We start from the raw sequence: 24,496 nt of genomic DNA, 5'->3' as shown, positions 1-24,496 counted from the left end.
GAAAATGGAACTCTTCCAGTACCCCTACATGCAGCGCGCCCTGATCGGCGCGCTGGTGATCGGCCTGGCCGCGCCCGCGCTCGGCATCTACCTGGTGCAGCGCCGACTGACGCTCATCGGCGACGGCATCGGCCACGTGGCGTTGACAGGCGTCGGCGCCGGCCTGCTCCTCAACCGCTCGCCGGTGCTGGTGGCGGTGATCGTCGCCACGGTCGGCGCGATCGCCGTCGAGGTGGTCCGCGCTCGCGGGCGGACCTCCGGTGACCTGGCCCTGGCGCTGCTGTTCTACGGCGGCATCGCCGGTGGCGTCCTGCTGGTCGGCCTGTCCGACGCGACGAGCGCCAACCTCAACGCCTACCTGTTCGGGTCGCTGCTCTCCACTTCGACCACCGACCTGATCACCGTCGGAGTGCTCGGCGCGGCGATCCTGATCACCATGATCGTGCTGCGGCCGGCGCTCTTCGCGATCAGCCACGACGAGGAGTACGCCCGCGTCTCCGGCCTGCCGGTGCGCACCCTCAACCTGCTGATCGCGGTCACCACCGCGGTCACGGTGACCATCGCGATGCGGGCCGTCGGGGTGCTGCTGATCAGCGCGCTGATGGTCGTTCCGGTGGCCACCGCCCAGCAGGTCACCCGAGGCTTCCGCAGCACGATGACCGCGGCCATGGCGCTCGGGCTCTTCGCCGCCGGCGCCGGCGTCTGGGTGGCGGCCACCGCCGACACCCCGCCCGGCGCCTCGGTGGTGCTGCTGGCCATCGCCTCCTTCCTGGTGGTTGCCGTGGCCGGTGCTCTGTGGCGGGCGGTACGCCGCCGCACGGCCCCCGCCCCCGCACCGGCGGCGGAGCCGCACGAGGTCGTCCTCCACGGAGGCTGATCGGCGGATGTCGGTGGTATTGGTTACCGTTGCAAGATGACCAGCGCAACGGGCTACGAGGGTTTCGACGGAGCCAGCGAGCTGCTCCGAGCCCTGTCGGCGCCGATCCGGCTGGCCATCGTCAGCGAGCTCGCCGGCGGCGAGCGGTGCGTGCACGAGCTGGTGGAGAAGCTGGGCGCGGCACAACCGTTGGTGTCCCAGCACCTGCGGGTGCTGCGCGGGGCGGGCGTGGTGCGCGGTTCCCGCCGAGGCCGCGAGATCGCCTACAGCCTCGTCGACGAGCACGTCGCGCACATCGTTGCGGACGCGGTCAGTCACGCCGGGGAGGGATCATGAGCGAGAGCGGCGCCGCGGTGCGCAACACCCGGCAGCGCTCGGCGGTGAGCGCGCTGCTGGGCGAGATGGAAGGCTTCCACAGCGCCCAGGATCTGCACGCGATGCTCAGGCAGCGCGGTGAGCGGGTCGGCCTGACCACTGTCTACCGCACCCTCCAAGGGCTGGCCGACGCGGGCGAGATCGACGTGATGCGCCCGCCGGGCGGTGAGCACCTCTACCGCCGGTGCAGCGAGGGGCACCACCACCACCTGGTCTGCCGGGCCTGCGGGCGTACGGTCGAGGTCGCCGGCCCCGCCGTGGAGAGCTGGGCCGACCGGGTCGCCGCGCAGCACGGCTACGCCGACGTCAGCCACACCCTGGAGATCTTCGGCACCTGCCCGGCCTGCGCCCACTGACGCCGTGACCGACCTTCAGTTCACGCCGGTGCGGCCAGTGCCCGACGAAGCGACCCTGCTCGACTGGCAACACATCCACAATTCGATCATCCGCACGGCTCCGCTGTCGGCGGAAGAGATCGTCGCTCGCGCCGAGCGCAACATCCTCGAGGTCGCGTACGCCGACGGGGTGCCGGTGGGCTGCTCGACCGTCCGACCGCCGACCCCCGACGCCGCGACCGTGATCGCGCGGGTCGTGCCCGGCAGCCGCCGACGTGGCTACGGGGAGCAGATCTACCAGCGCGGGCTGGCGCGGGCCCGGGAGCTCGGCGCGCAGGTCATCGAGACAGTCGTCCTGGCGTCCAACGACGAGGGCCTGCGGTTCGCCCGACAGCACGGCTTCGTCGAGATCGAGCGGTACGTCCTGCCGGGCGACAGCGTCGCGTTCGTGGACCTGCGGCTCGCCTGACCGAAAGCGGTCGCGCCTTCGCCCGGGCCGCCCCCGGCCACCGATCGACGGGTGCCGGGCCGGAGCCGTTCGTGGCACGCTGTCCGGCGTGAAGATCTACGCCGATCGGTTCCCGACCGCCGTCCGCCAGTTGCTCACCGACCTGCTCGTCGTCGCCTGGGTGTACGTCGCGATCCGCTCCGCGCTCTGGCTGCACGATCTGGTGCAGAAGCTCGCCGTACCCGGGCAGAAGCTGGAGGGCGCCGGAAGTGGCCTCGCCGACAACCTCGCCGACGCCGGCGGCAAGGTCCGGCGGGTGCCGCTGGTCGGCGACGAGCTGACCGCGCCCTTCCAGCGGGCCGCCGACGCCGCCCGAGGTCTCGCCGACGCCGGCCGCGACCAGCAGCACCTGGTCGACCAACTCGCCCTCGCCCTCGCCGTCGCGGTGCTGATCTTCCCGCTCGGTCTGGTGCTGTTCGGGTGGCTGCCGCTCCGGGTGCGGTGGATGCGCCGGGCCGGATCGGCCGCGAAGCTGGCCGCCGGACCGGCCGGGCGGGACCTGCTGGCGCTGCGCGCGCTGGCCACCCAGCCGCTGGGCCGGCTGACCCGGATCGCGCCGGACGTCGCCGAGGCGTGGCGACGCGGCGACGACGCGACAGTCGACGCCCTGGCCGCGCTGGAGCTGCGCCAACTCGGCCTGCGCGGCCGGAGCCGCTGAGGTCGGCGCGTCGCGTTCGGCCGCCGCTGGTCGCTCGCCCTTGCCATGATCAGGTGATGAAGAACAGGTCTGAGAACCACTTCTGACCTACTTGTCATCACCTGATCAACGGGCACCGCCGCACCGCCCCGCGCGAACATTCCCGTCGGGCACGCCCACCGCGCCACTTCGGCCTACGCAGCCAGGGCCGTTAGGGTCTTCGGGTGTTCTACTTCCTGATCGTCATCGCCGTGCTGCTGCTCGGCTACGCCGCCGTCCTGGTCTCCTTCGTCCGCCGGGGCAAGAAGATCCCACCTGCGGCGTACCTGGGCCTGGCGGTACTCAACGGCCTGATCCTGGCGGCGGTGCTGGCCTGGGCGGTCTCCCGCTGACCACCCGACGTCGCACCCGTTACGGCTTCGGCGGGATGCGACGGCGGACGTCCTCGGCGGTGGACGGGCCGGGCGACCAGCGGGCCACCCAGGGCAACTCGTCGGACGGGGTGACGACGCCCTCCTCCAGGCCCGCGTAGCGGCCGGCGAGGATCCGCTTGGCGGCGGCCGTGTCGACGGAGTCCGTGTTGTCCCACAGGGCGGTGAACAGCGCGTCCACCCGGACCCGGGCCTGCCGGCAGAACAGGTCGGCCAGCTCGACGTTCTCCGGCCGCGTGTCGCGCTCGGCGGACGCCCGGACACAGACCGCGGACATCGCGAACAACTCCGCGCCGATGTCCACCACACGCCCGAGGAACGCCTGCTTGCGCTCCATCTTTCCCTGCCAGCGGGACATCGCGTAGAACGTCGACCGGGCCAGCTTGCGCGACGACCGCTCCACCTGCCGCAGGTGCGCGGCCAGGGGGCCGAACTCGGCGTACGCCGACGGGCTCTGGCCCCTGCCGACCGCGAGGGTGGGCAGCCACCTCGCGTAGAACGCGCCCGCTCGTGCGCCGGCGCGGGCCTTGCGGCCGAGCCCCGCCTCCGGGTCGATGATGTCGCCGGCCACCGACAGGTGTGCGTCGACCGCCTCGCGGGCGATCAGCAGATGCATGATCTCGGTCGAGCCCTCGAAGATCCGGTTGATCCGCAGGTCGCGGAGCACCTGCTCGACGTTGGCCGGACGTTCGCCGCGAGCGGCCAGCGAGTCGGCCGTCTCGTAGCCACGCCCGCCCCGGATCTGGATCAGCTCGTCGGCGATCTTCCAGGCCATCTCGCTGGCGTACAGCTTGACCAGCGCCGCCTCGATCCGGATGTCGTTGCGGTCGTCGTCGGCGAGCAGGCAGCAGAGGTCGAGCATGGTCTCCATGCCGTACGTGGTGGCGGCGATGAAGGAGAGCTTCTGGGCGACCGCCTCGTGCTCGCCGACCGGCCGACCCCACTGGACCCGGTCGGCGGCCCAGCCGCGCGCCACGTTCAACGACCACTTGCCCGCGCCCACGCACATGGCCGGCAGCGAGAGCCGACCGGTGTTCAGCGTGGTCAGGGCGATCTTGAGCCCCTTGCCCTCACCACCGATGACGTTCTCCGCCGGCACGAACACGTCGTGGAACCGGGTCAGGCTGTTCTCCAAGCCGCGGAGGCCGACGAACTCGTTACGCCGTTCCACCGTGATGCCCACGCTGTCGCCGTCCACCACGAACGCGGTGATCCCGCCGCGCCGACCCTCGGCGGCCGGCACCCGGGCCATCACCACCAGCAGGGTGGCGACGATGCCGTTCGTGGCCCAGAGCTTCACCCCGTTGAGCCGGTAGCCGGTGCCGTCCTCGGTCGGCTCCGCGGTGGTGGCGAGCCGGGCCAGATCGGAGCCGACGTCGGGCTCGGTGAGCAGGAACGCGGAGACCTCGCCGGCGGCGAGCCGGGGCAGGAAACGCTGCTTCTGCTCGGCGGTGCCGAACATCTTCAGCGGCTGCGGCACGCCTATCGACTGGTGCGCCGAGAGCAGCGCGCCGATGGCCGGGCTGACCGAGCCGGCCAGCATCAGCGCCCGGCAGTAGTGCAGGTTGCTCAGCCCGAGGCCGCCGTACTTCCGATCGATCTTCATGCCGAACGCGCCGAGGTCGGCCAACCCGTGGAACACGGAGTCCGGAATGGAGGCGTCCCGCTCGATGGCCGCGCCGTCCACCTCGGAGGTGAGGAACTCGCGGAACCTGCCGAGGAACTCCTCGGCGCGGGCCACGTCGTCCGGGTCGGAGGTGGGCCACGGGTCGATGAGGTCGAGTCGGAACCGCCCGAGGAACAGCTCCTTGCCGAAGCTGGGCCGGTCCCAGGTGGACTCCCGGGCGGCCTCGGCGACCTGCCGGGCCTCCTTCTCGGAGACCTGCCCGGCCTCGGTGGGCAACGGGGCCGCGGTGCCGGCGGTGTCGGCCGCGGACTGAGAGTCGCGGCCGTCCGGTGCCGATCGGCCGTTCTGCGTCGTGGTCACGGCTGCCCCCTCGAAGCTCGGTTGCGGCTGCGGCTGTTGCGCGTCCCCCGGCGGCTCGGCCGGACCGGCGCGGACCGCGTCGACGTGCGTGACTACCGTCACGCTACCCCCGGTTGTTACCCAGGGGTAGCGCTGCGTGCGGATCGACGTGCTCAGCGACCGCCGGCCGCGTCCGGGTCGTCGTCCTCGTCGTCGATGTCGTCGTCACCCCAGTTGCGTCGGGCGAACGGCAGGATCACCCAGAACGCGAGGAACCAGAGCCCGGCCACCGCGCTGAGCACGAAAGCGATCGGCCGGTCCAGCACGAAGTCGGTGATCAGCAGCACCGCGCTGACCATCGCGATCAGCATGAAGCCGAGGCCGCCGGTGGCCATCCGGTGCGCGAACCGCACCAGCTCCGGCTTGCGCCCCTGGCGGAACAACGCCCGGTGGAACGCCACCGGCGAGATGATCAACGCGGTGGCGGCGGCCGCGGCGAGCAGCGCGACGATGTAGACGTCCCGCTGGAACTCGGTGGTCCGGGTGAACCCGTTGCTGAACGGCAGGGTGAGCAGGAAGGCGAAGAGGATCTGCACACCGGTCTGGGCGACCCGCAGCTCCTGCAACAGGTCGGCGAAGTTGCGTTGCCAACGCTGCTTCTCGGTCTCCTTGGACACGCGCTACCTCCGGTCAGACGCTACTGCCGGCGGTCCCGGCCGCCGGCAGCAACGCCAATGCCCCCCACGACCGAGCGCGAAACAGGTTCGCGACATGTCCGGGCCATCTCCCGGTCACCCGTCGGCCATCGGCCGGCCGCCGCGCAGGGGGCCGCCCGCGCCACGCCGCCCGCCCCGCGCCGCCCGCGCCACGCCGCCCGCGCCGCCTGCCATCGCGCCACGCCGCCGCCACGCCGCCCGCTATCCGCGTTATCCGTCGCCAGCGCGCGACGCAGGGTGTCAGGAGCCGCGGCGGATCCGGCCGGCGTACCGGGCCTCCAGCGCGTTGTTGTGCGCGTCGCCGTCCGGGATGTTCGCCGAGAGGTAGACCGGGGGCCGCTGCCCCGCCGCCAGCAACCGGGCGACCACCTCCACGGTGACCTGCTGCGCCAGGAGGGCCGCCGTGATCGACGAGACCGCGCCGACCGCGCCACCACCGGGCAGCGGCAGCGTCGCGTCGCCGTACGGCGCCCCGTTGTCGAGCACCACGTCGGCGAGATCGGCCAGCTTGCGCCCGGACGGGTGGCGGGACGTCATCCGCCCGGAGTGCTGCGCAGAGGTGATCGCCACCAGCGGGTGACCATGCTCCTTGATCAGCGTGGCGAACTCGACCATCGCGCCGTTGACCCCGGAGTTCGACGCGAGCACGAAGACGTCGGCGGGCCGTACGGGGGCCAACTCCCAGAGCCGGTGCGCCACCGCCGGATCCCGCTCCAGCAGCGGCCCGAGACGCTCGACCGGTTCGCCGCCCAGCAGCACCAGGTCACGCAGCGCGATCCGGTTTGTGGGCACCAGGCCACCCGCCCGCCCGGCGATCTCCATGGCCAGCGCCTCGGAGTGCCCGGTGCCGAAGGCGTGCACCACCCCGTCGGCGCGGACCGCTTCCGCGATCAGATCGGCGGCCCGCCCCACCGCCTCCCGCTGGCTGGCGGACACCCGGCCGATCGTCTCGGTCACCACTGCCAGGTAGTCCTCGGCGCTCACACTCATAGATCCTCCGTCGTCCGGTTACGGGCCATCCACTGCACCGCGAAGTCGACAGCTGTCCGCTGGCGTACCAATCTCCCCGTCCCAGCGCCGACCGGGCCGGAGCGCACCGCCCCGGTGGCCTCCAGGTCCCCGCCCAACGCGCCGAAGTCGCTCGCGTCGAGCCGGACGTCCTGCCACCACACCCACTCGCGGCCACCGTCGGCCGTACGCACCGCCGCGCCCAGCCGCTCGCGAACCAGCGCCGGGAGGCGATATTCGGCCAGGTGCAGCGAGGTGTTGACGGTGTGGTCCACCCCGAGCAGCAGCACGTCGGCGTCCAGGTCGTAGAGCCGGGCCAGCGGCGAGCCCGCACCGAGCATGTCGGTCAGGCCGTGCCCGGTGACCACCTCCTCGGCCATCGGCCCGAGCGCGGCGAACGACACGTGGGGATGCGCGCTGCGCAGCGCGGTGGGCCAGCACCGGACCGTCTCGGCGAACACGCCCATGTGCCGGCTCGGCGTGACAGCCGGGTCGAAGCCCGGCATCTCGGCGCGGATCAGCGGCCACCAGTCCACAGGCACCGGCGGATTACGCCACTGCGCCGGGTCGCTGTTGTCGGGGGTGTGGGTGGGCACCACGATCGTGCCGTCCGGGCCCAGCGCGTCGCGCAGGGCGAGCACCAGCGCCTGCGGCCCACCGCAGACGAAGCCCAGCGGGCGCATCCCGGCGTGCACCAGCACCGTCGAGCCGGGGCGTACACCCAGTAGGCGCAACTGCGCGGCGAGCGAGCGACGGGTGCCCAGCCCGTCGGCGGGGGTCGTCACGGCGCGCCTCCCCCCGGCGCTCGTCGGCCCGGCACGGCTCAGGCCGTCCCCGCGACCCGGGCCAGGACCGCCTCGGCCAGCGCGGCGGGCGCGGCGTCCGGGATCCAGTGGGTCACCCCGGGCAGCGGTACGAAGCGGTAGTCACCTGTGACATTGGCGGCGCACGCCTCGGCGGCGGTACGCCCGATGGCGATGTCCCTGTCGCTCCAGACGTAGGTGGTGGGCACGGCGACCGGACCGACGCTTGCCAGGTCGGTGCGGGACATGGCCCGGTACCAGTTCAGGGCTGCGGTGAGCGCGCCCGGCTCCCGCATCGGATCGGCGTAACGGTTCACCCGGGAGGCGTCGCCCACCCCGCCGAGCATCCTGCGCAGCGCCGTCGCGTGCCACGCCAGCAGCACCTTCTCGGCCTTGCCCGGCTTGCGGAACAGCGCGATGTACGACGAGCGGGCCTTCTGCTCGGTGTCGGTGCCGAGGGCGTGCGCCATGGCCGCCGGGTGTGGCACGGACACCGCCGTCAAGGTACGGACCCGATCCGGGTGCGCGGCGGCCACCGCCCAGGCCACTATCGCGCCCCAGTCGTGGCCGACGAGGTGGACGGCGTGCACACCGAGCGCGTCGAGCACGGCCACCGCGTCGGCGACCAGTTCGGGAATCCGGTACGCGGCCACCGCCTCCGGCCGGGCGTTCGGCGAGTAGCCCCGCTGGTCCAGCGCGTACGTGCGCAGCCCGGCCGCGTGCAGTGCCGGCACGACCTCGTCCCACTCGCCGCTGTGCTGCGGGAAGCCGTGCAGCAGCAGGACGGGAACGCCGTCGGACGGGCCGCCGGTGCGTACCTCGAACGTGAGACCTCGCGCGTCGACCTGCATGATCGTCAGCCTACCCAGCCGCCGCCGCGCCGGTCCGGACGCGCAGGTGACGGGCTGCCCTGCTGGGCCGTTACCCCTGGTCGGTGCTAGCGTCAGCGAGACAACTTCACATCCGACAGGGGAGCGCACAGCGCTGAGAGTGCGGGCACGCCCGCAGACCCTCGAACCTGATCTGGGTAATGCCAGCGCAGGGAGTTCGGTCGACCTCCAGCCGCGCCGTGAGTCCGGTGCCACCGGACGCGCGGCGTGCGTCTTCTCCTGGTTCGTTCCACTGAACTGGGAGCACAGCATGGACAACACCACAAGCCGTTGGCGCACCATCGACATCGTGGTCGCCTCGGTGATCGCGGTCGCCTTCGGCGTCATCTTCTGGGCCTGGGGCCTGGTCTGGAGCGCCACCGAGGGGGCTTTCGCCTTCTTCCCGCCGGCGCAGACGCTGATCTACGGCGTCTGGCTGCTGCCGGCCGTCGTCGGCGGCCTGGTCATCCGCAAGCCCGGCGCCGCGCTCTACTGCGAGACGGTGGCCGCGGTCGTCTCCGCGCTGCTCGGCAGCCAGTGGGCCGGCACGGTGATCCCCCAGGGCATCGTGCAGGGCATCGGGGCCGAGCTGGCCTTCGCCGCCTTCCGGTACCGGTCGTACCGGCTGCCGACCGCCGTGCTCGCCGGTGCGCTGACGGGTCTCAGCGCGGCGCTCTTCGACTTCTTCGTCTGGAACGTCGACTACGCGTTGGGCGACTACCGCATCCCGTACGCCCTGCTCACCATCGTCAGCGCCACCGTGATCGCCGGCGCGGGCGGTTGGCTGCTGACCCGCGCCCTGGCCAACACCGGCGCCCTGGACCGCTTCCCCGCAGGCCAAAACCGAGCCCTGATCTAACCCCCACTGCCTACCCCCACACCCACCCCGGTGATCAAGAGGTTTGCGTCATCGGAGGGCGGAATTCTGACGCAAACCTCTTGATCACGCGGCGGTAGGGCCGGGAGGGGGTGGGTGTGGGGGGCGGGGTTCTGTTGCGGGGGTTCGGGTGGCGGCATGCCGGGCGGCGGGCCTGGGCTCTGCGCGGGGTGGATCTGCGGGTGGAGGCCGGGGAGCGGATTCTGCTGCTCGGGCCATCGGGAGCCGGCAAGAGCACCCTGCTCAGCGCGCTGGCCGGACTGCTGCCCGAGGATTCCGGCGAGCAGGAGGGCACCGTCGAGATCGACGGGCTCGACCCCCGCAAGGCGCGGGAACGGGTAGGCATCGTCTTCCAGGACCCGCAGAGCCAACTGGTGATGGCGCGCAGCGGCGACGACGTCGCGTTCGGGCTGGAGAACCGGGGCGTGCCGACAGACGACATCTGGCCCCGGGTCGACGAGGCGCTGCGGCGGGTCGGTTTCCCGTACCCCCGGGACCGGCCGACGGCCGCGCTCTCCGGCGGCGAGCAGCAACGCCTCGCCCTGGCCGGCGCGCTGGCCCTGCGGCCCGGCCTCCTGCTGCTCGACGAGCCGACCGCCAACCTCGACCCGGACGGGGCCGCCCTGGTCCGACGCACGGTGGCGAGCGCGGTGGACGCCGACACCACACTGATCCTCGTCGAACACCGGGTCGCCGAGGCGCTCCCGCTTGTCGACCGGGTGATCGTCCTGGAGCCCGGCGGCGGCGTCCGCGCGGACGGAACGCCCGACGCGGTCTTCGCCGCGCACGGCGACACCCTCGCCGCCGAGGGCGTCTGGGTGCCCGGTCACCCCATCGCGCCCCGCACGGCCACCGCCGCCCCCGGCGACGTGTTGCTCACCGCCGAGCGGCTCGGCCTGCCGCCCCGGCTGGGCCCCACCGACCTGGCGGTACGCGCCGGAGAGGCCCTCGCGGTACGCGGACCCAACGGCGCCGGGAAGTCCACCCTGGCGCTGCTGCTCGGCGGCCTGCTCAAACCGGGCGTCGGCCGGGTCACCGCCTCGGTCGGGTTGGCCGGGGTCGACCACCGCGCTCCCCCGCACCGCTGGCGGGCGCCCGCGCTGACCCGGCGGATCGGGTCGGTGTTCCAGGACCCGGAACACCAGTTCGTCACCGGAACAGTCTTCGACGAGTTGGCGCTCGGTCCACGCCGGACGGGTCAACCCGAGGCGGTGGTCCGGGAGACCGTCGCGGGTCTGCTGGACCGGCTGCGGCTGACCCGACTCGCGGCGGCCAACCCGTACACCCTCTCGGGTGGGGAGGCGCGGCGGCTGAGCGTGGCGACGGCCCTGGCCACCGCGCCCCGCCTGCTGATCTGCGACGAACCGACATTCGGTCAGGACCGGCGGACCTGGCGGGAGCTTGTCGATCTCCTCGCCGACCTGCGCGACGCCGGCCACGGCGTGGTCGCGGTCACCCACGACCTGGACTTCGTCGCCGCGCTCGCCGACCGGACCGTGACCCTGGAGCGCGGATGATCAGCATCGAGCCGGTCGCCGCGCCCGGCGCCCCGCTGGCCCGGCGCAACCCGGTGGCGAAGGTGGCCGCCGCGCTGGTCTTCTCGTTCGCCCTGCTGGCGACGCTCGACCCGGTGGCGCCGGCCATCGCCATCGCCGTCGAACTCGCCGTCCTGCCGCTGTTCGGCGTCCGCTACCGCGTGCTGGCCCGGCGGGCCCTGCCCCTGCTGCTCAGCGCCACAGGCATCCTGGTCACGCTCGTGCTCTTCGCCGCCGACCAGTCCGGCCGGGTCCTGCTGGACGTCGGACCGGTGCTGGTGAGCACCGGCGTGCTGGGCACCGCTCTCGGTCTGGTGCTGCGGATCTTCGCGGTGGCCCTGCCCGGCGTGATCGTCTTCGCCACCACCGACCCGACCGACCTGGCGGACGCGCTGATCCAGAACGCGAAGGCGCCAGCCCGGTTCGCCATCGGCGCGCTGGCCGCCTTCCGCCTGGTGCCGCTGCTCGGCCAGGAATGGCAGATGATCAGCATGGCCCGGCGGGCGCGCGGCGTCGACGCCGGACGCAACCCGGTGGCGAAGCTGCGACTGTTCGCGTCCACGGCGTTCGCGCTGCTGGTCGGGGCGATCCGCCGAGGCACCCGGCTGGCCGTGGCGATGGACGCCCGCGGATTCGACGCCGGCACCCCGCGTACGGTCGCCCGGCGGCAGCGCTTCACGGCGGCCGACGGGCTGCTGGTCGCCGGTGCGGCGGCGCTGGCCGGGGCGGCGCTGACGGTCAGCGTGCTGCTCGGCACGTTCCGCCCGCTGCTCGGCTGAGGGCGGCTACGCAGTCACCTGTTCGCGTTCCTGCCGTGACCGGGACACCCGACGTTCCGCTGGCCGCAGCAGATTGACCCGGACGCCTCCCGCGAACGCGACTGGAGCGGCACATGGGACACGGACCGGCACCCCGCGATGACCACGACCAGACGGCCGCCACCGACGGACTCTGAGCCTGGGCCACCGGACCGCACAGGAGGCCGAGCACTGGCGGGCCGAGCACTGGCTGGCCGGGCTGCCGGCGAGCCCCGCCGAGCTGAGACAGGCCGCCGAACATGCGGCCATGGAGCACGGCACCCGCCGTTCGGGTCGGGCGGTGCGCCATCCCGGGGTCGACCGTCCGGTCGGGACGCTGACCGTCGCCAATGCCATCCAGCGTGTGATCGTGTGGGCGCGCCGCCGGCCGGACCCGACGCCCTGCTGCGCCGGGAAGCACTGACCGGACGTTCAGTCGAGCTGCCGGATCTCGACGTCGCGGAAGGCCACCTCGTACGGCGGCTCTGCGGGCTCGTCCCGGGCCGGGTCGCGGAAGATGCCGAGCACCACCCGGCCCGGCACCGGGGCACCGTCCCGGGCCGCGCCGATCTCCACACCTTCCCGGAGGAACCGCAGCTGCCCGCCCCTGGCGACGATGCCCACCTTGATCGTCCGGCCCAGTGCCAGCTGCCCAGCCGGGTACGGGAAGGTGCCCGCCGGGGTGACCGCGTTCGGGCTGTCCACTCCGTGCGCCACGAGGTGATATCCGTCCGGGCAGACCCGCAGGGCGTGCCCACCCGTCAGGTCGGTGAAGCGGAACCAGATGCCGGCGCAACTGCCGGGCCGCCGCAACGCCACGTCCACCTCGACCTGAAAGTCGGCGAAGGACTGCTGCGGCCCCAGGCAGCGGTACGGACCCTCGGACCGTTTCGTCACCACGTACGCCCCGTCGAACGCGCAGCTGACCCGGTTCTTCTCGTCGGTGCGGGTCCGCCAGTAGTTGGTGACGGTGAGCGGATCCCGGATCACCACCGATGGCAGTGCCGGGGTCACGCCGGACGGACCGACGGACGGCCCGACGGACGGCCCGACGGACGGCGTCGGGGCGAGGTCGAGCGGCTCGCCCGGGCCTCCCCGCAGCACCCCGGTCAGCACGCCGACGCCGGCCAGCGCGGCGACCAGCGCCAGGGCGGAGAGCACCGTGGCGGCGACGAACGGCCACCGCCGGGGAGTCGGCGCGGACGGGCTCATCGCGGGCGCGGAGGTCGCGGGCGGGGGCGCGGAGGCGGGTAGGGCGTCCGCCGGCCTCGCGACGGAGGTCGGCCTCGGCGTCGGGGTGGCGGACGAGACACCCCACCGGGTGGTGGCGTCGTCGTCCGCAGGCGGCGTGGCAGGGGCACCGGACGCGACCACTGACCCGTGGGTGGTGTGCCGCCGACCGGCGAGCTCGGTCTCGGGGAGGGGACGCTGGTCGGTCGCCGCCTGCGCCTGCTCGACGGCGGCGAGCAGCGCGGACCGGTCGGCCGTCACTTCAGCGGAGCCGGTCTCCGGCCGCGGAGCGACCGTCAGCAACCGGTCCAGCAACTCCCGCGCACCGGGCCGGTCCGCCGGATCCTTCGCCAGCGCCTGCTCCACCAGTGTGCGCAACGGGCCGGTCAACCCGTCCAGGCCCGGCTCCTGAGTGAGGATACGCACCGCGGTGGCCTGCGGCGTGTCCGCTGCGAACGGGGTCCGACCCGTACCGGCGAACGCGACGACCGCGCCCCACGCGAACACGTCGGCCGCGGCGGTCAGCGTCCCACTGCCGGCCGGCTCGAACCGCTCCGGCGCCATATACGCGACAGTCCCGACCACCTGGTCGGTCCGGGTGACGGCGCTGCCCTCCACCGCCCGGGCGATGCCAAAGTCGATCACCTTCGGGCTGCCCGGCGGCAGCAGCACATTGCTCGGCTTGAGGTCGCGGTGGATCACGCCGGCACCATGGATGGCGGTCAGCGCCGTCGCCACGCCGATCGCCAGACCGTGCAGGTTGCCAGCGGCCAGCGGCCCCCGCTCCGCCACGACGGCAGCCAGGCTCGGTCCGTCGACGTATTCGACGACGAGGTAGGGCGGCTCATGATCGGGGTCCGCGTCGAGCACCTCGGCGGTGCAGAAGGGAGGAACCTGCCGGGCCCGCTTCACCTCGCCCCGGAAGCGCCGCCGGAACTCGGCGTCGTCGGAGCGGTCGGTGCGGATCACCTTGACCGCCACCAGTCGGCCACCCGACTGCTCCGCCAGAAAGACGGTGCCCATCCCACCTTCGCCGAGCCGGCCGAGAAGCCGGCACGTCCCGAGGTGCCGGGGATCGCCAGGGCGCAGCGGCTGGAGGTCCTCGGTGGTATCGCCCGTCATCCCGTCCTACTTCCGTGCCTCACGCCCGGTCCGCGCCGGGAGCCGGCACAGTATCGCACCCGTCCCGCTCATCCCGAGGCCGCGGCGGAACCAACCACTGCCCAGCGGCGGCGTCCACCGACCTTCCACCCTGGACGGTGAGGTGCGCCCCGTCGGAGGCGACGTCGCGGCCGGCAATCCGTAGGACCCCCGTCGGCGCCTCCCCGCCAGTGTCCACGGCCACCCCCTGCCGGACCAGCGCGCGAACCGCCGCGTTGGCCCGCCGGGCCCCGCCGCCGGAACCGACCGGCTCCACCACCAGTGGCACCCCCGCGCCCGCCGCGAGCTGGGCGGCCACCCGCAGCGCAGCCGGCCCGTCGGCGCCGTCCGCGGCGACCGCCACGGCGGGCCAGGGGCGGGCCGGCAACCGGTGCGCCGTGACCCACACCGCGTCGGGCACGTCCACGTCGGCGGGCTGGGTGGACAGCACCACGGCCGGCTGCGTCGTCGCCACCTCGCCCGCCAGCTCACCTTGGGGGTCGGTCGCATACCGCACCAGCACCGGCGCGCCGAGACCCGCGCTGCGGACCGACTCGGCCAACCGGGCCAGCTCCCCCATCGCGGCGGTCATCCCCGCCAGCTCCGTATGCAGGCCCGCACCGACCTCCACGGCGGCTACCGGGTACGGCAGCAGGCGGTTCAGCACCACTTCGGCGGGTCTTCGGGATCCGGCCAGGTCGACCGCGAGCGCGGTCAGTTCGGCCGCCCGCTCACCCTCCGGCACGACCACCAGCACCCGGTGGGTGTCGGGCCCACCGAGCGCGGCCCGCTGTGCCTGGGCGATGTCCCGGTCCACCAGGCGACGGGGATAGATCACATTGAGCAGTGGCCCGGCCATCACGGTGGTGACCAGGGCCATGACCACCATCAGCGAGAACAACTCAGGGTTGAGGATGCCGAGCTGCAGACCCACGGTGAGGATGACGATCTCGGTGAGGCCACGGGTGTTCATCAAGGCCGCGAGCGCCCCCGCCGGCCGTCGGGCGACCCGCTGCGAGCGGGCGCCGAGGTACGCGCCGACGAACTTGCCGCCGATCGCCGTGACGAGGATGAGGGCGAGGTCCAGCACACCGGAGAGACCGATCCGGGACAGGTCGACCTGGAGCCCGGCGATCACGAAGAAGACCGGGAGCAGGAGCAGCACGGAGACCTGCTCCAGGCGCTCCAGGATCTCCTCCCGCAGCGCCGCACCGTCCACCCGCGGCATGATCGCGCCGAAGACGAAGGCACCGAAGATGGCGTGCAGGCCGAGCAGCTCCGTGGTGTAGCAGGACAGCAGCAGGCCGACCAGGATGACACCGAGCACGTCCGGGGTGAGTCGGCCGGCACGTGCCCGGACGACCGTCAAGCGGCGCAGCATCGGCCGCACCCAGCCGAACATCACCAGCAGGTACGGTGCCACGAGCAGCACCTGCCACGGGAATCCGGCCTCCGCACCGCCCACCGCGACGACCCCGGCCAGCAGGCACCAGGCGACCACGTCGTCGACGGCGGCGCTCGCAAGCGCCAGCCCGCCCAACTCCGTCCGGACCATCCCCCGATCGGCGAGGATCCGCGCCAGCACCGGAAAGGCGGTGACCGCCATCGCGGCGCCGAGGAACAACGCGAACGGCACCACCCGGTCGACGTCGTGCCGCCCCGCCAACCAGGCGGCCAGACCGACGCCGAGGCCAAGTGGCACGAGGATCGATCCCAGCGAGACCGCGGCCGCCGCCCGCAGCCGGCCCCGCACCAGGGACTGGTCCAGCTCGTAGCCGATGATGAACATGAACAGCACGAGACCGACGTTCGCGAGCCCGGACAGGGCGGGCCGGATCTCGGTGGGGAACATCCGCCCGCTCAGCTCGGCACCGAAGATGGTCGGACCGAGCAGCACACCGGCCACGATCTCGCCCACCACCGGCGGCTGCCCGAGGCGCTTCGCCGCCGCCCCGAGCAGGCGGGCGAGCGCAATCACGACGGCCAGGGCGAGCAGGAGTTGGCCGACCGCGTGCGCGGTCACGCCTCGTTCTCCGCGGCGATCCCGTCGAGCCGGGCCGCGACCTGCGCCGCGGTGGGACGGTCGCCCGCGGGCGCCAGGCAGTCCGCCACCAGCTCGCGCAGCGCGTCCGGCAGGTCGGGGTCGACGCGGGGCGGTCGCGCGAGCACCGCCCGCAGGGCGAGCAGCGCGTTTCCCGGGGGCAACTCGCCGTGGACGCCGCTGCCGGCAAGTACCCGGTGCACGGTCGCGCCGAGGGACCAGACGTCACCGTCGGGTCCGGCGGGGTCGCCGAGGAGCATCGCCGGGTCGACGTACTCAACCGAGTCGGCCGACCCCATCCCGGTGATGGTGGCGCCCTCGGTGAAGATCTGCGAGAGGCCGAGGTCAGCCAGCCGACCGCCACCGTCGCGCAGGAGCACGTTCCCCGGCTTGATGTCGCGATGCGCGATGCCCGCCGCGTGCAGGGCCGACGCCGCCCGGGCCGCGTCGGCGAGCGCCCGCAGCGCGGTCGACCGGTCGACAGGCACGGCGGGCTGGGCGAGCGAGCCGTCCGGCAGGTATTCGGTCGAGTAGTAGAAGAAGCCGTCGTGCTGACCCGCGTCGTAAAGGTCGACCAGGCACGGGGACCTGACCGCGGCGAACGCGGCGAGCTCTCGGGTCGCCCGCCGGAACGCCGTCTCCTCGGACTCGGCGTGCAGCACCTTGACGGCGACCAGGTCGGCCGGGATTGGGAGCCGGGCCGGCCGGTTCGCCAGGTAGAAGGTCCCGTGGCTACCTGAGCCGAGCGGGCGGATGAAGGTGTAGTCGGCGATGCCGCGCACGGGCTTCCTCAGGGGTTCCGGTGGGATTCGTACCGCAGCCACCGTGCGGCGAACTCGATCTGGGTGCCGGGCCGGATCACGACCGGCTCGCCGGCGGGCACCCGCCGAGTGTCGGCGTCCGCTGCCTCGCGCAGCATGGTGCCGTTGGCGGAGCCTAGGTCCACCACCGCCACCTGCCAGCCGCGCAGCTGGATCCGCAACTGCAGGCGGGAGACTCCGGAGATCTCGCCGGTGAGCCGGACCTGCCGCGCCCGCCGGGCCCGGACGTCCGGATGCTGCTCCGGACGGCGCCCGACGACATAGTCCGTGTCCAGCCGGAAGGTGACCCCATCGTCGGTGAGCAGCACGCCGAGTGGCGGCCGCGGCGCCAGCCGGGTGGCGAGCGTCTGCTGATGCATGGCGATGCCGCAACGTTGGCAGTAGCGCAGCCCGGGGTCGTTGAAGTGGCCGTTCCGGCAGTCCACGCCCTCGACCATCGCCGGCAGCACGACCGTCGGCTCACCGGCCGTCGTCGCGATCACCTCGGTGGCGCCGGCAACGAGCAGCACCGCGGTGAACGGCACGGCCGGGTCCGGCTCCCGGCCGCTCACCCGAGCCGCCCGCCGAAGAAGCGCCAGCGCAGGAACGGCACCCGCATCGGGCCGTTGGCGACCAGCCAGACCGCCAGCCAGACCGCCGAGAAGTGCAGCAGGAACGCACCGAGCGGAGGTGGCCCGGCGAGCCCCGGCAGCACGTGGTGGTCGAGCAGCAGCCAGATCAGCGCTGCCTCGGGCACCCCCGTGCCCAGACCGAACAGCAGCGGCCAGTCCTTCTCCCAGCGGAACTGCATGAGCAGGTGGTAGACCAGCTCCCAGCCGACGCCGAGGACGGCGACGGTGAGCAGCACCCCGAAGGTGTCCCGGTAGCCGACACCGGACGGCAGCAGCGGGGTCACGATCGCGGTCACGAGTGAGCCGACGACCGCCAGGAGCACGAGCCGGGTCTGGATCCGTCCGGCGAGGGTGGGCACCATCGTCTCAGCCCTTCTGACCGGCAGGCCGGCCACGCATCCACCGCACCCACTCCACGGTGGAGCGCACCGGCCCGAGGCGGGCGCCGAAGCCTCGGCGCGCCAGGTCGTCGGCGATCTCCTGGGCTGCGACCTGCAACCCCAGGAAGGTGTCCACGCCGGGGAAGTAGCCGCCGAGGGTAGCCGTGCCCGAGGCGTAGAGGGCACCGTCGCCGCTCGCGGTCCCGCGTACCTCGAAGTGCCGCTCCACGTCGAGGCGGCCGACCGGGTTGCGGCCGGCGCCGCCATGTTCGAGCAGGTCCGCGATGACTCGGTGCTCGGCGATGTCGGCCTCCAAGCCGGTGCAGTCGATGACGTAGTCCGCGAGCAGCGTCCTCGTGCCGGCGTCGCCGGTGACCCGGCTGGCGATCCGGCCGTCGACGGTCGGTTCCACCTGGGCGACCGTGCCCTGCCAGGTGCGGTACCAGCCGCCCTCCCGGCCGGCGCGCATCTGTTCCTGCCAGCGGCGGCGCTTCGGCGTGTTGGTGCCGCCCATCGCGGCGTACGCGGCGGCCCGGTCCGCGCCCTCGAGGCGGCGAATCCGGGCCTTGAGCTGGCCGCCCCACACCGACTTGGGATAGTTGAACCCCTGGTACGCCCATCCGTCGCCGCCCCGGCGGCGCAGCCACGGGTGCGGCCCGTGCGCGCCGCTGACATAGGTGCGGAACAGGTGCTCGATCTCGGTACCCAGACCGTGCCGTTCCCGGTCGTCCATCAGACGCTGCAGCACCCGGGACGCGACGATGCCGCCGCCCCGGACCAGCACGGTGCCCGGCCGGGTCTTGAGCACCTCGTACACGTGCTCGTGCGGCTCGTAGGCGTTGACCACGTGCTCGAAATCCTGGTGGGTCTCGCGGAACTGCTGCAGGTCCGGCAGGAAACGCAGGCCGGGATAGCCGACCGCGAGGTGCACGAATCGGGACCGGTAGGCAACCCGCCGGGTCGACGAGCTGCCGGCCGGCGGAGTGAGGATGGTGAAGTAGCCGCCCCCGGCACGCCGCCGGACCATCCGCACCACGCCGTTGACCAGCATGTCCCGGTATCCGATCCGCTCCGCCTCCCGCTCCAGGCCGGCGAACACCTGCCCGGCCCGGGGCGTCCAGTAGTCGGTGAACAACGGCTCACCCAGCACGTGCAGCAGCGGCCGAAGGCTGCGCTCCTGCCAGGCCTCCGCCACCGCGTACGACGGGAAGCCCCAGATGTTGTCGGGCCGGGAGGACGAGTCGGAGCGAATCCGCTCGCGGCGCGGAATCTGCGACACCCGGGTCAGATATTCGTACGTCTGCCAGGGATAGTCGATGTTGGACAGCACCCGGATCCGGTCGCTAGCCACTCCGGCGATGCGGAGGTAGTCCACAGTGACGAAGGAACCGATCCCGCCGCCGACCGTCACGAACGGGACATCCACCACCGGTATGCCGGCACCGGCCAGCATCTCGTCGGCCCACACGTCGCTGGCCAGCAGTTCGGAGTTGAGATCTCCGGCTGCCTCACGTTGTTCCACCAGACCGCTCCCCGTTCGCGCGGCACGCCCCGCCCGTGCCACATCGGAGAGTTCTAGCACGGCGGCCGACGCCCCGCTGCCCCGCGAATCCGGGAACGGACCCCAGCCGCGGCCGGGGCCCCACTGGTTTCTCCGGTTCGCCGCGGCGACGTGCGGCGGCCCGGCTCGCCGGAGGCCGGCCGCCACCGTCCGCCGTGTCACACGCACCCGCCGTCGCCTATCCGCCCACGATGCCGCCCGCCGCGATACGGTCGCAGCAGGATAGTTCGACGGCGAGAGGTGGCGGCACGAATGGCTGAGCAGGCGACGGCGCAGATCGGCGTGACCGGGCTGGCGGTGATGGGCCGGAACGTGGCCCGCAACCTGGCCCGCAACGGCTTTACCGTGGCGGTGCACAACCGGTCACCGGAGCGCACCCGCACTCTCGTCGCCGAGCACGGTGACGAGGGCACCTTCGTGCCTGGTGAGTCGATGGCCGACTTCGTGGCGTCGCTGGAACGGCCGCGCGCGGTGATCGTGATGGTCAAGGCCGGTGCGCCCACCGATGCGGTGATCGACGAGTTGGTGCCGCTGCTGGACGAGGGCGACATCATCGTCGACTGCGGCAACGCCCACTTCGCCGACACCCGCCGCCGAGAGGAGGCGCTGCGCGCGCAGGGGCTGCACTTCAGCGGCACCGGCGTCTCCGGTGGTGAGGAGGGCGCGCTGCTCGGGCCGAGCATCATGCCTGGCGGTTCCGCCGAGTCGTACGCGAAGCTCGGGCCGATGTTCGAGAAGATCGCGGCCCAGGTGGACGGCGTGCCGTGCTGCACGCACGTCGGGCCGGACGGCGCCGGGCACTTCGTCAAGATGGTGCACAACGGCATCGAGTACGCCGACATGCAGCTCATCGCCGAGGCGTACGACCTGCTCCGGGCCGGTCTGGGCGCGAAGCCGGCGGAGATCGCGGAGATCTTCCGCGACTGGAACAACGGCGAGTTGGAGTCGTTCCTCATCGAGATCACCGCCGACGTGCTCGCGCACACCGACGCGGCGACCGGTCGCGCGTTCGTCGACGTCGTGCAGGACCGGGCGGAGCAGAAGGGCACCGGTCGGTGGACTGTGCAGAGCGCCCTCGACCTGGGCATTCCGATCACCGGGATCGCCGAGGCGACGTTCGCCCGCTCGCTGTCGGGGCACGTCGACCAGCGCGAGGCCGCCCGCCGGGCATTCCCGGACGCGGGTGAGCAGTGGCAGGTCGCCGACCGGGACGCGTTCGTGGAGGACGTCCGCCGGGCGCTGCTCGCCTCCAAGATCGTCGCGTACGCGCAGGGCTTCGACCACATCCGGGCCGGCAGCCAGGAGTTCAACTGGGACATCGACCTCGGTGGCACGGCGACCATCTGGCGGGGCGGCTGCATCATCCGCGCCCGCTTCCTGAACCGCATCCGCGAGGCGTACGACGAGCAGCCCGACCTGCCCACGCTGCTGGTGGCGCCGTACTTCGCCGAGGCGGTCGCGGCCGGCGTGCCGAGCTGGCGGCGGGTCGTGGCCGACGCTGCCCGGGCGGGTGTGCCGACGCCGGCGTTCTCGTCGTCGCTTGCGTACTTCGACGCGCTGCGCGCCGAGCGGCTGCCCGCGGCGCTGATCCAGGGCCTTCGGGACAACTTCGGCGCGCACACCTACCAGCGCGTCGACCGCGAGGGCTCGTTCCACACCACCTGGGCCGGCGACAAGACCGAGTCCCCGGCGTAACGGGAAGCGCTCCACGCCCGCAAGATCGCGCTGAATCCGTGATGGAGGGGCCTTCCGACGACGGGAGGCCCCTACCTCCATGTTCGAGCGTGATCATGGGCCCGACGGGAGGCGTCCGGGGGCACCGGTCAGGCGACTGTGGCGTGCATCTCCCAGACGAGGATCTCGGCCGGCTCGTCGGCTGTCACCCGCCGGCCGCCGGTCATGGTGAGCCGGGCGGCGTCGCCGGTGCCGAGGGGGCCGCTGTCCTCCAGGGTCACCGTGCCATTGGGCACGTACAGGTGCACGAAGGGCGCGTCCGGGAGGGTGGCCTCGTCGCCGGGGCCGAGTCGGGCGGCGTGCAGGGTCGCGTACCGGTTGCGGATCCGGATCGCGGACGCGCCGTCGTAGCGGTCCATCCCGGAGGCGATCGGCACCAGGCCGCCGCGCAGCAACTCGTCCTCGATCTCCAACTGCTCGTAGCCGGGGTCGACGCCCTGCTCGTCGGGGAGCACCCACATCTGCACGAAGTGCACGGGGTCGCTGTGCGGCTCCTGGTTGTTGAGCCGCCAGGCATCGTTCTTCTCTGAGTGCAGGATGCCGGTGCCGGCGCTCATCCGCTGCGCCAGGCCCGGGTAGATCACTCCGGAGTGGCCTGTGGAGTCCTGGTGCACGAGCGAGCCGCGCAGCACCCAGGTGACGATCTCCATGTCCTCGTGCGGGTGGGTCTCGAAGCCGGCGCCCGGCCGGACCACGTCGTCGTTGTTCACCAGCAGCAGCCCGTGATGGGTGTTGGCCGGGTCGTAGTGCCGGGAGAACGAGAAGGAGTGCTTGGAGTCCAACCAGGAGATGCGGGTGGCGAACCGGTCGTCGGCGCGACGCAGGTCGACCGACGGCGCGGGTGCGGTCACCAGGCACGCTGCCCGGTGTCGGGGGTCGTCGGCGCCCAGGCCAGGGCCGGCTCGCCGGTGGCCAGCTCGGCGATCTCACCGGTACGCAGCTGTGGCGTGTGACCGAACTCCGCGCAGTGCTGCTCGGCGATCTCGGCGCAGATCTCGGCCACCTGCTCGCAGATCGGGTCACCCAGATCGGCCGCGTTCAACGCCATGATCATCTTGTATCGGAGATCCCGCATATCCACCCCAAACCGCCATCATCCCGCCACCTCCGGACCCTACCCGCCCCCATCCCGCACCACCTGCGAACAGTCGCACATCCCAGGCCAACCGCCCGAGCGGTGCCACCACGCCCACCGCCAACCCGCCCGAGGGGGTTGGGCGCGGGCACGAGAAGGCGCCGCCCGCATTCGTGCGGGCGGCGCCGGAGAGTCACGACCTACCAGAACCGGCGGCGCTTGGCCTTCTGCGGGCGGATCAGATCCGCGCCCCTGGTCAGCAACCGGGTCGCCCCGGAGGGACCACGCCGGGCCTCCAGGGTGTGGCTGAGCCGGCGGGCGCCGGCCGCGGCCAGCGGCACCGCGACGGCCATCACCGCCCACTGGGCAATGCGCTTCTGGATCATGTGGGTTCACCTCCGTCAGTAGCTGCCTGACGTTCCTGATACCCAGCGTGACGTGTCGGTAAGCCTCGCTCAGACCGTCGGGGCCACCGGGTTGGGCAGCGCGCCACCGAACCGCCGGTCCCGCTGGGCGTACAGCTCGCACGCGTACCACAGGTGGCGGCGGTCGAAGTCCGGCCAGAGCGTGTCCAGAAAGACCAGCTCGGCGTACGCGGTCTGCCAGAGCAGGAAGTTGGAGATCCGCTCCTCGCCTGAGGGTCGCAGGAACAGGTCCACCTCCGGGATCTCCGGGTGGTAGAGGTACTTCGCGACGGTCTTCTCGGTCACCTTCGACGGGTCCAGTCGACCGGCCGCCACGTCCCGGGCGATCGCCGCGGCAGCGTCGCCGATCTCGGCCTGCCCGCCGTAGTTCACGCAGAACTGCAGGGTCAGCGTCGAGTTGCCCCGGGACATCTCCTCCGCGGTCTGCAACTCGGAGATGACGCTCTTCCACAGACGCCCCGGCCGCCCCGACCAGACCACCCGGACACCGAGGTCGACCAACTGGTCGCGGCGTCGACGGATCACGTCCCGGTTGAACCCCATCAGGAACCGGACCTCGTCGGGCGAGCGCCGCCAGTTCTCGGTGGAGAACGCGTACGCCGACAGGTAGGGGATGCCCATCTCGATCGCGCCCTCGATGGTGTCGAAGAGACTGTGCTCCCCCGCCTCGTGGCCCTTGGTGCGGGGCAGCCCGCGGTCCTTGGCCCACCGGCCGTTGCCGTCCATCACGACCGCCACGTGCTTCGGCACCGCCTCGCTCGGCAGTGCTGGCGGCCGGGCACCGGACGGGTGCGGCGTCGGTGGCGTCGGCTCACGCCGGCCGGGCCTCATCGATCGGATCACTCGGCTCTCTCCCTGCTCGTGCCGTCCGCACCGGCCTCGACGTCACCGCGTGGCCGGAGCATCGCAGCCCCACCGCCGCCCGGCGGCGGGACCGTGCCGGCGACCGAGGGACCCCGGTCGACCAGCGGCAGCGAGCGTAGCGCGCGTTCCAGATGCCACTGGAGGTGCGCCGCGACCAGGCCACTGCACTCCCGGCGTACACCGGCCTCGGTCGCGTCGGCGACCACCCAGTCGCCTGTGGTCAGCGCGGACATCAGGTCGATGGTCGCCGGCGCGGGGTGGGCCGCGCCCGGTGGCCGGCAGTCCGGGCAGACCGCGCCGCCGGCCGGCACGGAGAACGCGCGGTGCCGCCCGGGGGTGCCGCAGACCGCGCAGGCGACAAGCGCCGGCGCCCAGCCCGCGAGGGCCATCCCGCGCAGCAGGTACGCGTCGAGCACCAGCGTCGTCGCGTGCTCGCCCCGGGACAGCGCCTTCAGCGCCCCCACGGTGAGCTGGAACAGCCGCAGTGACGGCTCCCTCTCGACAGGCGTCAGCCGCTCGGCCGTCTCGGCGATCGCGCTGGCCGCCGTGTAGCGGGGATAGTCCCCGAGGAACCGCTTGCCGTAGAGCTCGATGCCCTCGACCTGGCTGACGGTGTGCAGTGAGCTGCCGAGGTTGCCCTTCGGGTCACCGGCGAGCTGGAGGTCGACGTGACCGAACGGCTCCAGCCGGGCGCCGAACTTGCTCATGGTGCGCCGGACCCCCCGGGCGACCGCCCGCAGCCGGCCGTGCCGGCGGGTGAGCAGCGTGATGATCCGGTCGGACTCGCCGAGCTTCTGCACACGCAGCACCACCGCGTCGTCGCGGTAGAGCTGTCGGCGGTACCCGGCCATCGGACCATTCTCCCTCGGGGTGTGAAATC

Annotated in this window: 26 protein-coding genes and 1 riboswitch; of the genes, 10 read left to right on the top strand and 16 right to left on the bottom strand. The window is 72.8% G+C overall.

The features are described from left to right. Positions 1-4 precede the first annotated feature (4 nt). The 6 genes from ACLQ26_RS00530 (at position 5) to ACLQ26_RS00505 (ending at position 3,124) form a co-directional block, all read left to right on the top strand. Positions 5-877, top strand: a complete 873-nt coding sequence (locus tag ACLQ26_RS00530) for a metal ABC transporter permease (RefSeq protein WP_425742573.1) — start codon at positions 5-7, stop codon at positions 875-877. A gap of 36 nt (positions 878-913) precedes the next feature. Next, a complete protein-coding gene (locus ACLQ26_RS00525) occupies positions 914-1,213 on the top strand; it encodes an ArsR/SmtB family transcription factor (protein WP_007463903.1) in 300 nt (99 codons plus the stop codon). After that, positions 1,210-1,608, top strand: coding sequence for a Fur family transcriptional regulator (locus ACLQ26_RS00520; RefSeq protein ID WP_425742572.1), 399 nt, complete (start codon positions 1,210-1,212; stop codon positions 1,606-1,608). Before ACLQ26_RS00525 ends, ACLQ26_RS00520 begins: the two co-directional genes overlap by 4 nt. 4 nt (positions 1,609-1,612) lie before the next feature. Then, positions 1,613-2,056, top strand: a complete 444-nt coding sequence (locus ACLQ26_RS00515) for a GNAT family N-acetyltransferase (protein WP_425742571.1) — start codon at positions 1,613-1,615, stop codon at positions 2,054-2,056. 88 nt (positions 2,057-2,144) lie between these two features. Then, complete coding sequence (locus ACLQ26_RS00510; protein ID WP_425742570.1) at positions 2,145-2,753, top strand: hypothetical protein; 609 nt, start codon at positions 2,145-2,147, stop codon at positions 2,751-2,753. Between the two features lie 203 nt (positions 2,754-2,956). Then, the gene (locus ACLQ26_RS00505; protein ID WP_266245095.1) at positions 2,957-3,124 is read left to right on the top strand and encodes a hypothetical protein; all 168 of its coding nucleotides are present in this window, start codon (positions 2,957-2,959) and stop codon (positions 3,122-3,124) included. A gap of 19 nt (positions 3,125-3,143) precedes the next feature. On the opposite strand, the gene ACLQ26_RS00500 is transcribed toward ACLQ26_RS00505, so the two are convergent. From ACLQ26_RS00500 to ACLQ26_RS00480, 5 genes are all read right to left on the bottom strand, one after another. Further along, on the bottom strand, positions 3,144-5,150 hold the full coding sequence (locus ACLQ26_RS00500) for an acyl-CoA dehydrogenase family protein (RefSeq protein WP_425742569.1): 2,007 nt from the start codon (positions 5,148-5,150) through the stop codon (positions 3,144-3,146). Positions 5,151-5,302: 152 nt separating this feature from the next. Then, complete coding sequence (locus ACLQ26_RS00495) at positions 5,303-5,806, bottom strand: DUF6328 family protein (protein WP_425742568.1); 504 nt, start codon at positions 5,804-5,806, stop codon at positions 5,303-5,305. A gap of 279 nt (positions 5,807-6,085) precedes the next feature. After that, positions 6,086-6,835, bottom strand: a complete 750-nt coding sequence (locus tag ACLQ26_RS00490; RefSeq protein ID WP_425742567.1) for a sugar isomerase domain-containing protein — start codon at positions 6,833-6,835, stop codon at positions 6,086-6,088. Next, a complete protein-coding gene (locus tag ACLQ26_RS00485; protein ID WP_425742566.1) occupies positions 6,832-7,638 on the bottom strand; it encodes an aminoglycoside N(3)-acetyltransferase in 807 nt (268 codons plus the stop codon). Before ACLQ26_RS00485 ends, ACLQ26_RS00490 begins: the two co-directional genes overlap by 4 nt. 38 nt (positions 7,639-7,676) lie before the next feature. Next, positions 7,677-8,507, bottom strand: coding sequence for an alpha/beta fold hydrolase (locus ACLQ26_RS00480; protein ID WP_425742565.1), 831 nt, complete (start codon positions 8,505-8,507; stop codon positions 7,677-7,679). Positions 8,508-8,614: 107 nt separating this feature from the next. Further along, positions 8,615-8,719: riboswitch (TPP riboswitch) on the top strand. A gap of 77 nt (positions 8,720-8,796) precedes the next feature. Between ACLQ26_RS00480 and ACLQ26_RS00475 the strand changes: the two genes are divergently transcribed. The 3 genes from ACLQ26_RS00475 (at position 8,797) to ACLQ26_RS00465 (ending at position 11,716) form a co-directional block, all read left to right on the top strand. Continuing rightward, positions 8,797-9,384: an ECF transporter S component gene (locus ACLQ26_RS00475; protein ID WP_425742564.1), complete on the top strand. Its 588-nt coding sequence runs from the start codon at positions 8,797-8,799 to the stop codon at positions 9,382-9,384. 116 nt (positions 9,385-9,500) lie between these two features. Then, the gene (locus ACLQ26_RS00470) at positions 9,501-10,919 is read left to right on the top strand and encodes an ABC transporter ATP-binding protein (RefSeq protein WP_425742563.1); all 1,419 of its coding nucleotides are present in this window, start codon (positions 9,501-9,503) and stop codon (positions 10,917-10,919) included. Beyond that, positions 10,916-11,716, top strand: coding sequence for an energy-coupling factor transporter transmembrane component T family protein (locus ACLQ26_RS00465; RefSeq protein WP_425742562.1), 801 nt, complete (start codon positions 10,916-10,918; stop codon positions 11,714-11,716). Before ACLQ26_RS00470 ends, ACLQ26_RS00465 begins: the two co-directional genes overlap by 4 nt. 450 nt (positions 11,717-12,166) lie before the next feature. Here the strand turns inward: ACLQ26_RS00465 and ACLQ26_RS00460 are convergent, their stop codons facing one another. From ACLQ26_RS00460 to ACLQ26_RS00435, 6 genes are read right to left on the bottom strand one after another with little or no spacing between them, the layout of a single operon-like run. Beyond that, on the bottom strand, positions 12,167-14,086 hold the full coding sequence (locus ACLQ26_RS00460) for a serine/threonine-protein kinase (RefSeq protein ID WP_425742561.1): 1,920 nt from the start codon (positions 14,084-14,086) through the stop codon (positions 12,167-12,169). A gap of 19 nt (positions 14,087-14,105) precedes the next feature. After that, positions 14,106-16,127, bottom strand: a complete 2,022-nt coding sequence (locus tag ACLQ26_RS00455; protein WP_425742560.1) for a cation:proton antiporter — start codon at positions 16,125-16,127, stop codon at positions 14,106-14,108. Beyond that, positions 16,124-16,927 (bottom strand): protein kinase domain-containing protein, encoded by an 804-nt coding sequence (locus tag ACLQ26_RS00450; RefSeq protein WP_425742558.1) that lies wholly within the window; start codon positions 16,925-16,927, stop codon positions 16,124-16,126. Before ACLQ26_RS00450 ends, ACLQ26_RS00455 begins: the two co-directional genes overlap by 4 nt. An 8-nt stretch (positions 16,928-16,935) precedes the next feature. Then, positions 16,936-17,517 carry an FHA domain-containing protein gene (locus tag ACLQ26_RS00445; protein ID WP_425742557.1) on the bottom strand — a complete coding sequence of 194 codons (582 nt, stop codon included), beginning with the start codon at positions 17,515-17,517 and terminating at the stop codon, positions 16,936-16,938. Continuing rightward, positions 17,514-17,939 carry a hypothetical protein gene (locus ACLQ26_RS00440; RefSeq protein ID WP_425742556.1) on the bottom strand — a complete coding sequence of 142 codons (426 nt, stop codon included), beginning with the start codon at positions 17,937-17,939 and terminating at the stop codon, positions 17,514-17,516. The genes ACLQ26_RS00445 and ACLQ26_RS00440 overlap by 4 nt, the downstream gene beginning before the upstream one ends. Before the next feature lie 4 nt (positions 17,940-17,943). Next, complete coding sequence (locus tag ACLQ26_RS00435) at positions 17,944-19,479, bottom strand: hypothetical protein (protein ID WP_425742555.1); 1,536 nt, start codon at positions 19,477-19,479, stop codon at positions 17,944-17,946. 291 nt (positions 19,480-19,770) lie between these two features. On the opposite strand from ACLQ26_RS00435, the gene gndA reads away from it, so the two are divergent. Next, complete coding sequence (gene gndA, locus ACLQ26_RS00430; protein ID WP_425742554.1) at positions 19,771-21,213, top strand: NADP-dependent phosphogluconate dehydrogenase; 1,443 nt, start codon at positions 19,771-19,773, stop codon at positions 21,211-21,213. A gap of 128 nt (positions 21,214-21,341) precedes the next feature. On the opposite strand, the gene ACLQ26_RS00425 is transcribed toward gndA, so the two are convergent. The 5 genes from ACLQ26_RS00425 to recO all read right to left on the bottom strand — a co-directional run bounded on the left by ACLQ26_RS00425 (position 21,342) and on the right by recO (position 24,467). After that, positions 21,342-22,103, bottom strand: coding sequence for a pirin family protein (locus tag ACLQ26_RS00425; protein WP_425742553.1), 762 nt, complete (start codon positions 22,101-22,103; stop codon positions 21,342-21,344). Beyond that, on the bottom strand, positions 22,100-22,300 hold the full coding sequence (locus tag ACLQ26_RS00420) for a thioredoxin reductase (RefSeq protein WP_425742552.1): 201 nt from the start codon (positions 22,298-22,300) through the stop codon (positions 22,100-22,102). The genes ACLQ26_RS00425 and ACLQ26_RS00420 overlap by 4 nt, the downstream gene beginning before the upstream one ends. A 227-nt stretch (positions 22,301-22,527) precedes the next feature. Next, positions 22,528-22,713, bottom strand: coding sequence for a hypothetical protein (locus ACLQ26_RS00415; protein ID WP_007463934.1), 186 nt, complete (start codon positions 22,711-22,713; stop codon positions 22,528-22,530). A 69-nt stretch (positions 22,714-22,782) separates the two neighbouring features. Then, positions 22,783-23,583 carry an isoprenyl transferase gene (locus ACLQ26_RS00410; RefSeq protein WP_144057220.1) on the bottom strand — a complete coding sequence of 267 codons (801 nt, stop codon included), beginning with the start codon at positions 23,581-23,583 and terminating at the stop codon, positions 22,783-22,785. An 8-nt stretch (positions 23,584-23,591) separates the two neighbouring features. Then, positions 23,592-24,467: a DNA repair protein RecO gene (gene recO, locus ACLQ26_RS00405; protein WP_425742551.1), complete on the bottom strand. Its 876-nt coding sequence runs from the start codon at positions 24,465-24,467 to the stop codon at positions 23,592-23,594. Positions 24,468-24,496 lie beyond the last annotated feature (29 nt).

It is taken from the genome of Micromonospora sp. DT43, from assembly GCF_049841645.1.
In the GTDB taxonomy this organism is placed as follows: Bacteria; Actinomycetota; Actinomycetes; order Mycobacteriales; family Micromonosporaceae; genus Micromonospora.
This window is presented reverse-complemented; position numbering and strand designations above follow the sequence as displayed.

Bases quoted from the DNA above. Each gene is read 5' to 3' on its own strand.
- ACLQ26_RS00530 (WP_425742573.1), top strand. From the start codon at position 5: ATGGAACTCTTCCAGTACCCCTACATGCAGCGCGCCCTGATCGGCGCG.
- ACLQ26_RS00525 (WP_007463903.1), top strand. From the start codon at position 914: ATGACCAGCGCAACGGGCTACGAGGGTTTCGACGGAGCCAGCGAGCTG.
- ACLQ26_RS00520 (WP_425742572.1), top strand. From the start codon at position 1,210: ATGAGCGAGAGCGGCGCCGCGGTGCGCAACACCCGGCAGCGCTCGGCG.
- ACLQ26_RS00490 (WP_425742567.1), bottom strand. From the start codon at position 6,835: ATGAGTGTGAGCGCCGAGGACTACCTGGCAGTGGTGACCGAGACGATC.
- ACLQ26_RS00480 (WP_425742565.1), bottom strand. From the start codon at position 8,507: ATGCAGGTCGACGCGCGAGGTCTCACGTTCGAGGTACGCACCGGCGGC.
- ACLQ26_RS00475 (WP_425742564.1), top strand. From the start codon at position 8,797: ATGGACAACACCACAAGCCGTTGGCGCACCATCGACATCGTGGTCGCC.
- ACLQ26_RS00465 (WP_425742562.1), top strand. From the start codon at position 10,916: ATGATCAGCATCGAGCCGGTCGCCGCGCCCGGCGCCCCGCTGGCCCGG.
- ACLQ26_RS00460 (WP_425742561.1), bottom strand. From the start codon at position 14,086: ATGACGGGCGATACCACCGAGGACCTCCAGCCGCTGCGCCCTGGCGAT.
- ACLQ26_RS00440 (WP_425742556.1), bottom strand. From the start codon at position 17,939: ATGGTGCCCACCCTCGCCGGACGGATCCAGACCCGGCTCGTGCTCCTG.
- gndA (WP_425742554.1), top strand. From the start codon at position 19,771: ATGGCTGAGCAGGCGACGGCGCAGATCGGCGTGACCGGGCTGGCGGTG.
- ACLQ26_RS00420 (WP_425742552.1), bottom strand. From the start codon at position 22,300: ATGGCGTTGAACGCGGCCGATCTGGGTGACCCGATCTGCGAGCAGGTG.
- ACLQ26_RS00415 (WP_007463934.1), bottom strand. From the start codon at position 22,713: ATGATCCAGAAGCGCATTGCCCAGTGGGCGGTGATGGCCGTCGCGGTG.
- ACLQ26_RS00410 (WP_144057220.1), bottom strand. From the start codon at position 23,583: ATGAGGCCCGGCCGGCGTGAGCCGACGCCACCGACGCCGCACCCGTCC.
- recO (WP_425742551.1), bottom strand. From the start codon at position 24,467: ATGGCCGGGTACCGCCGACAGCTCTACCGCGACGACGCGGTGGTGCTG.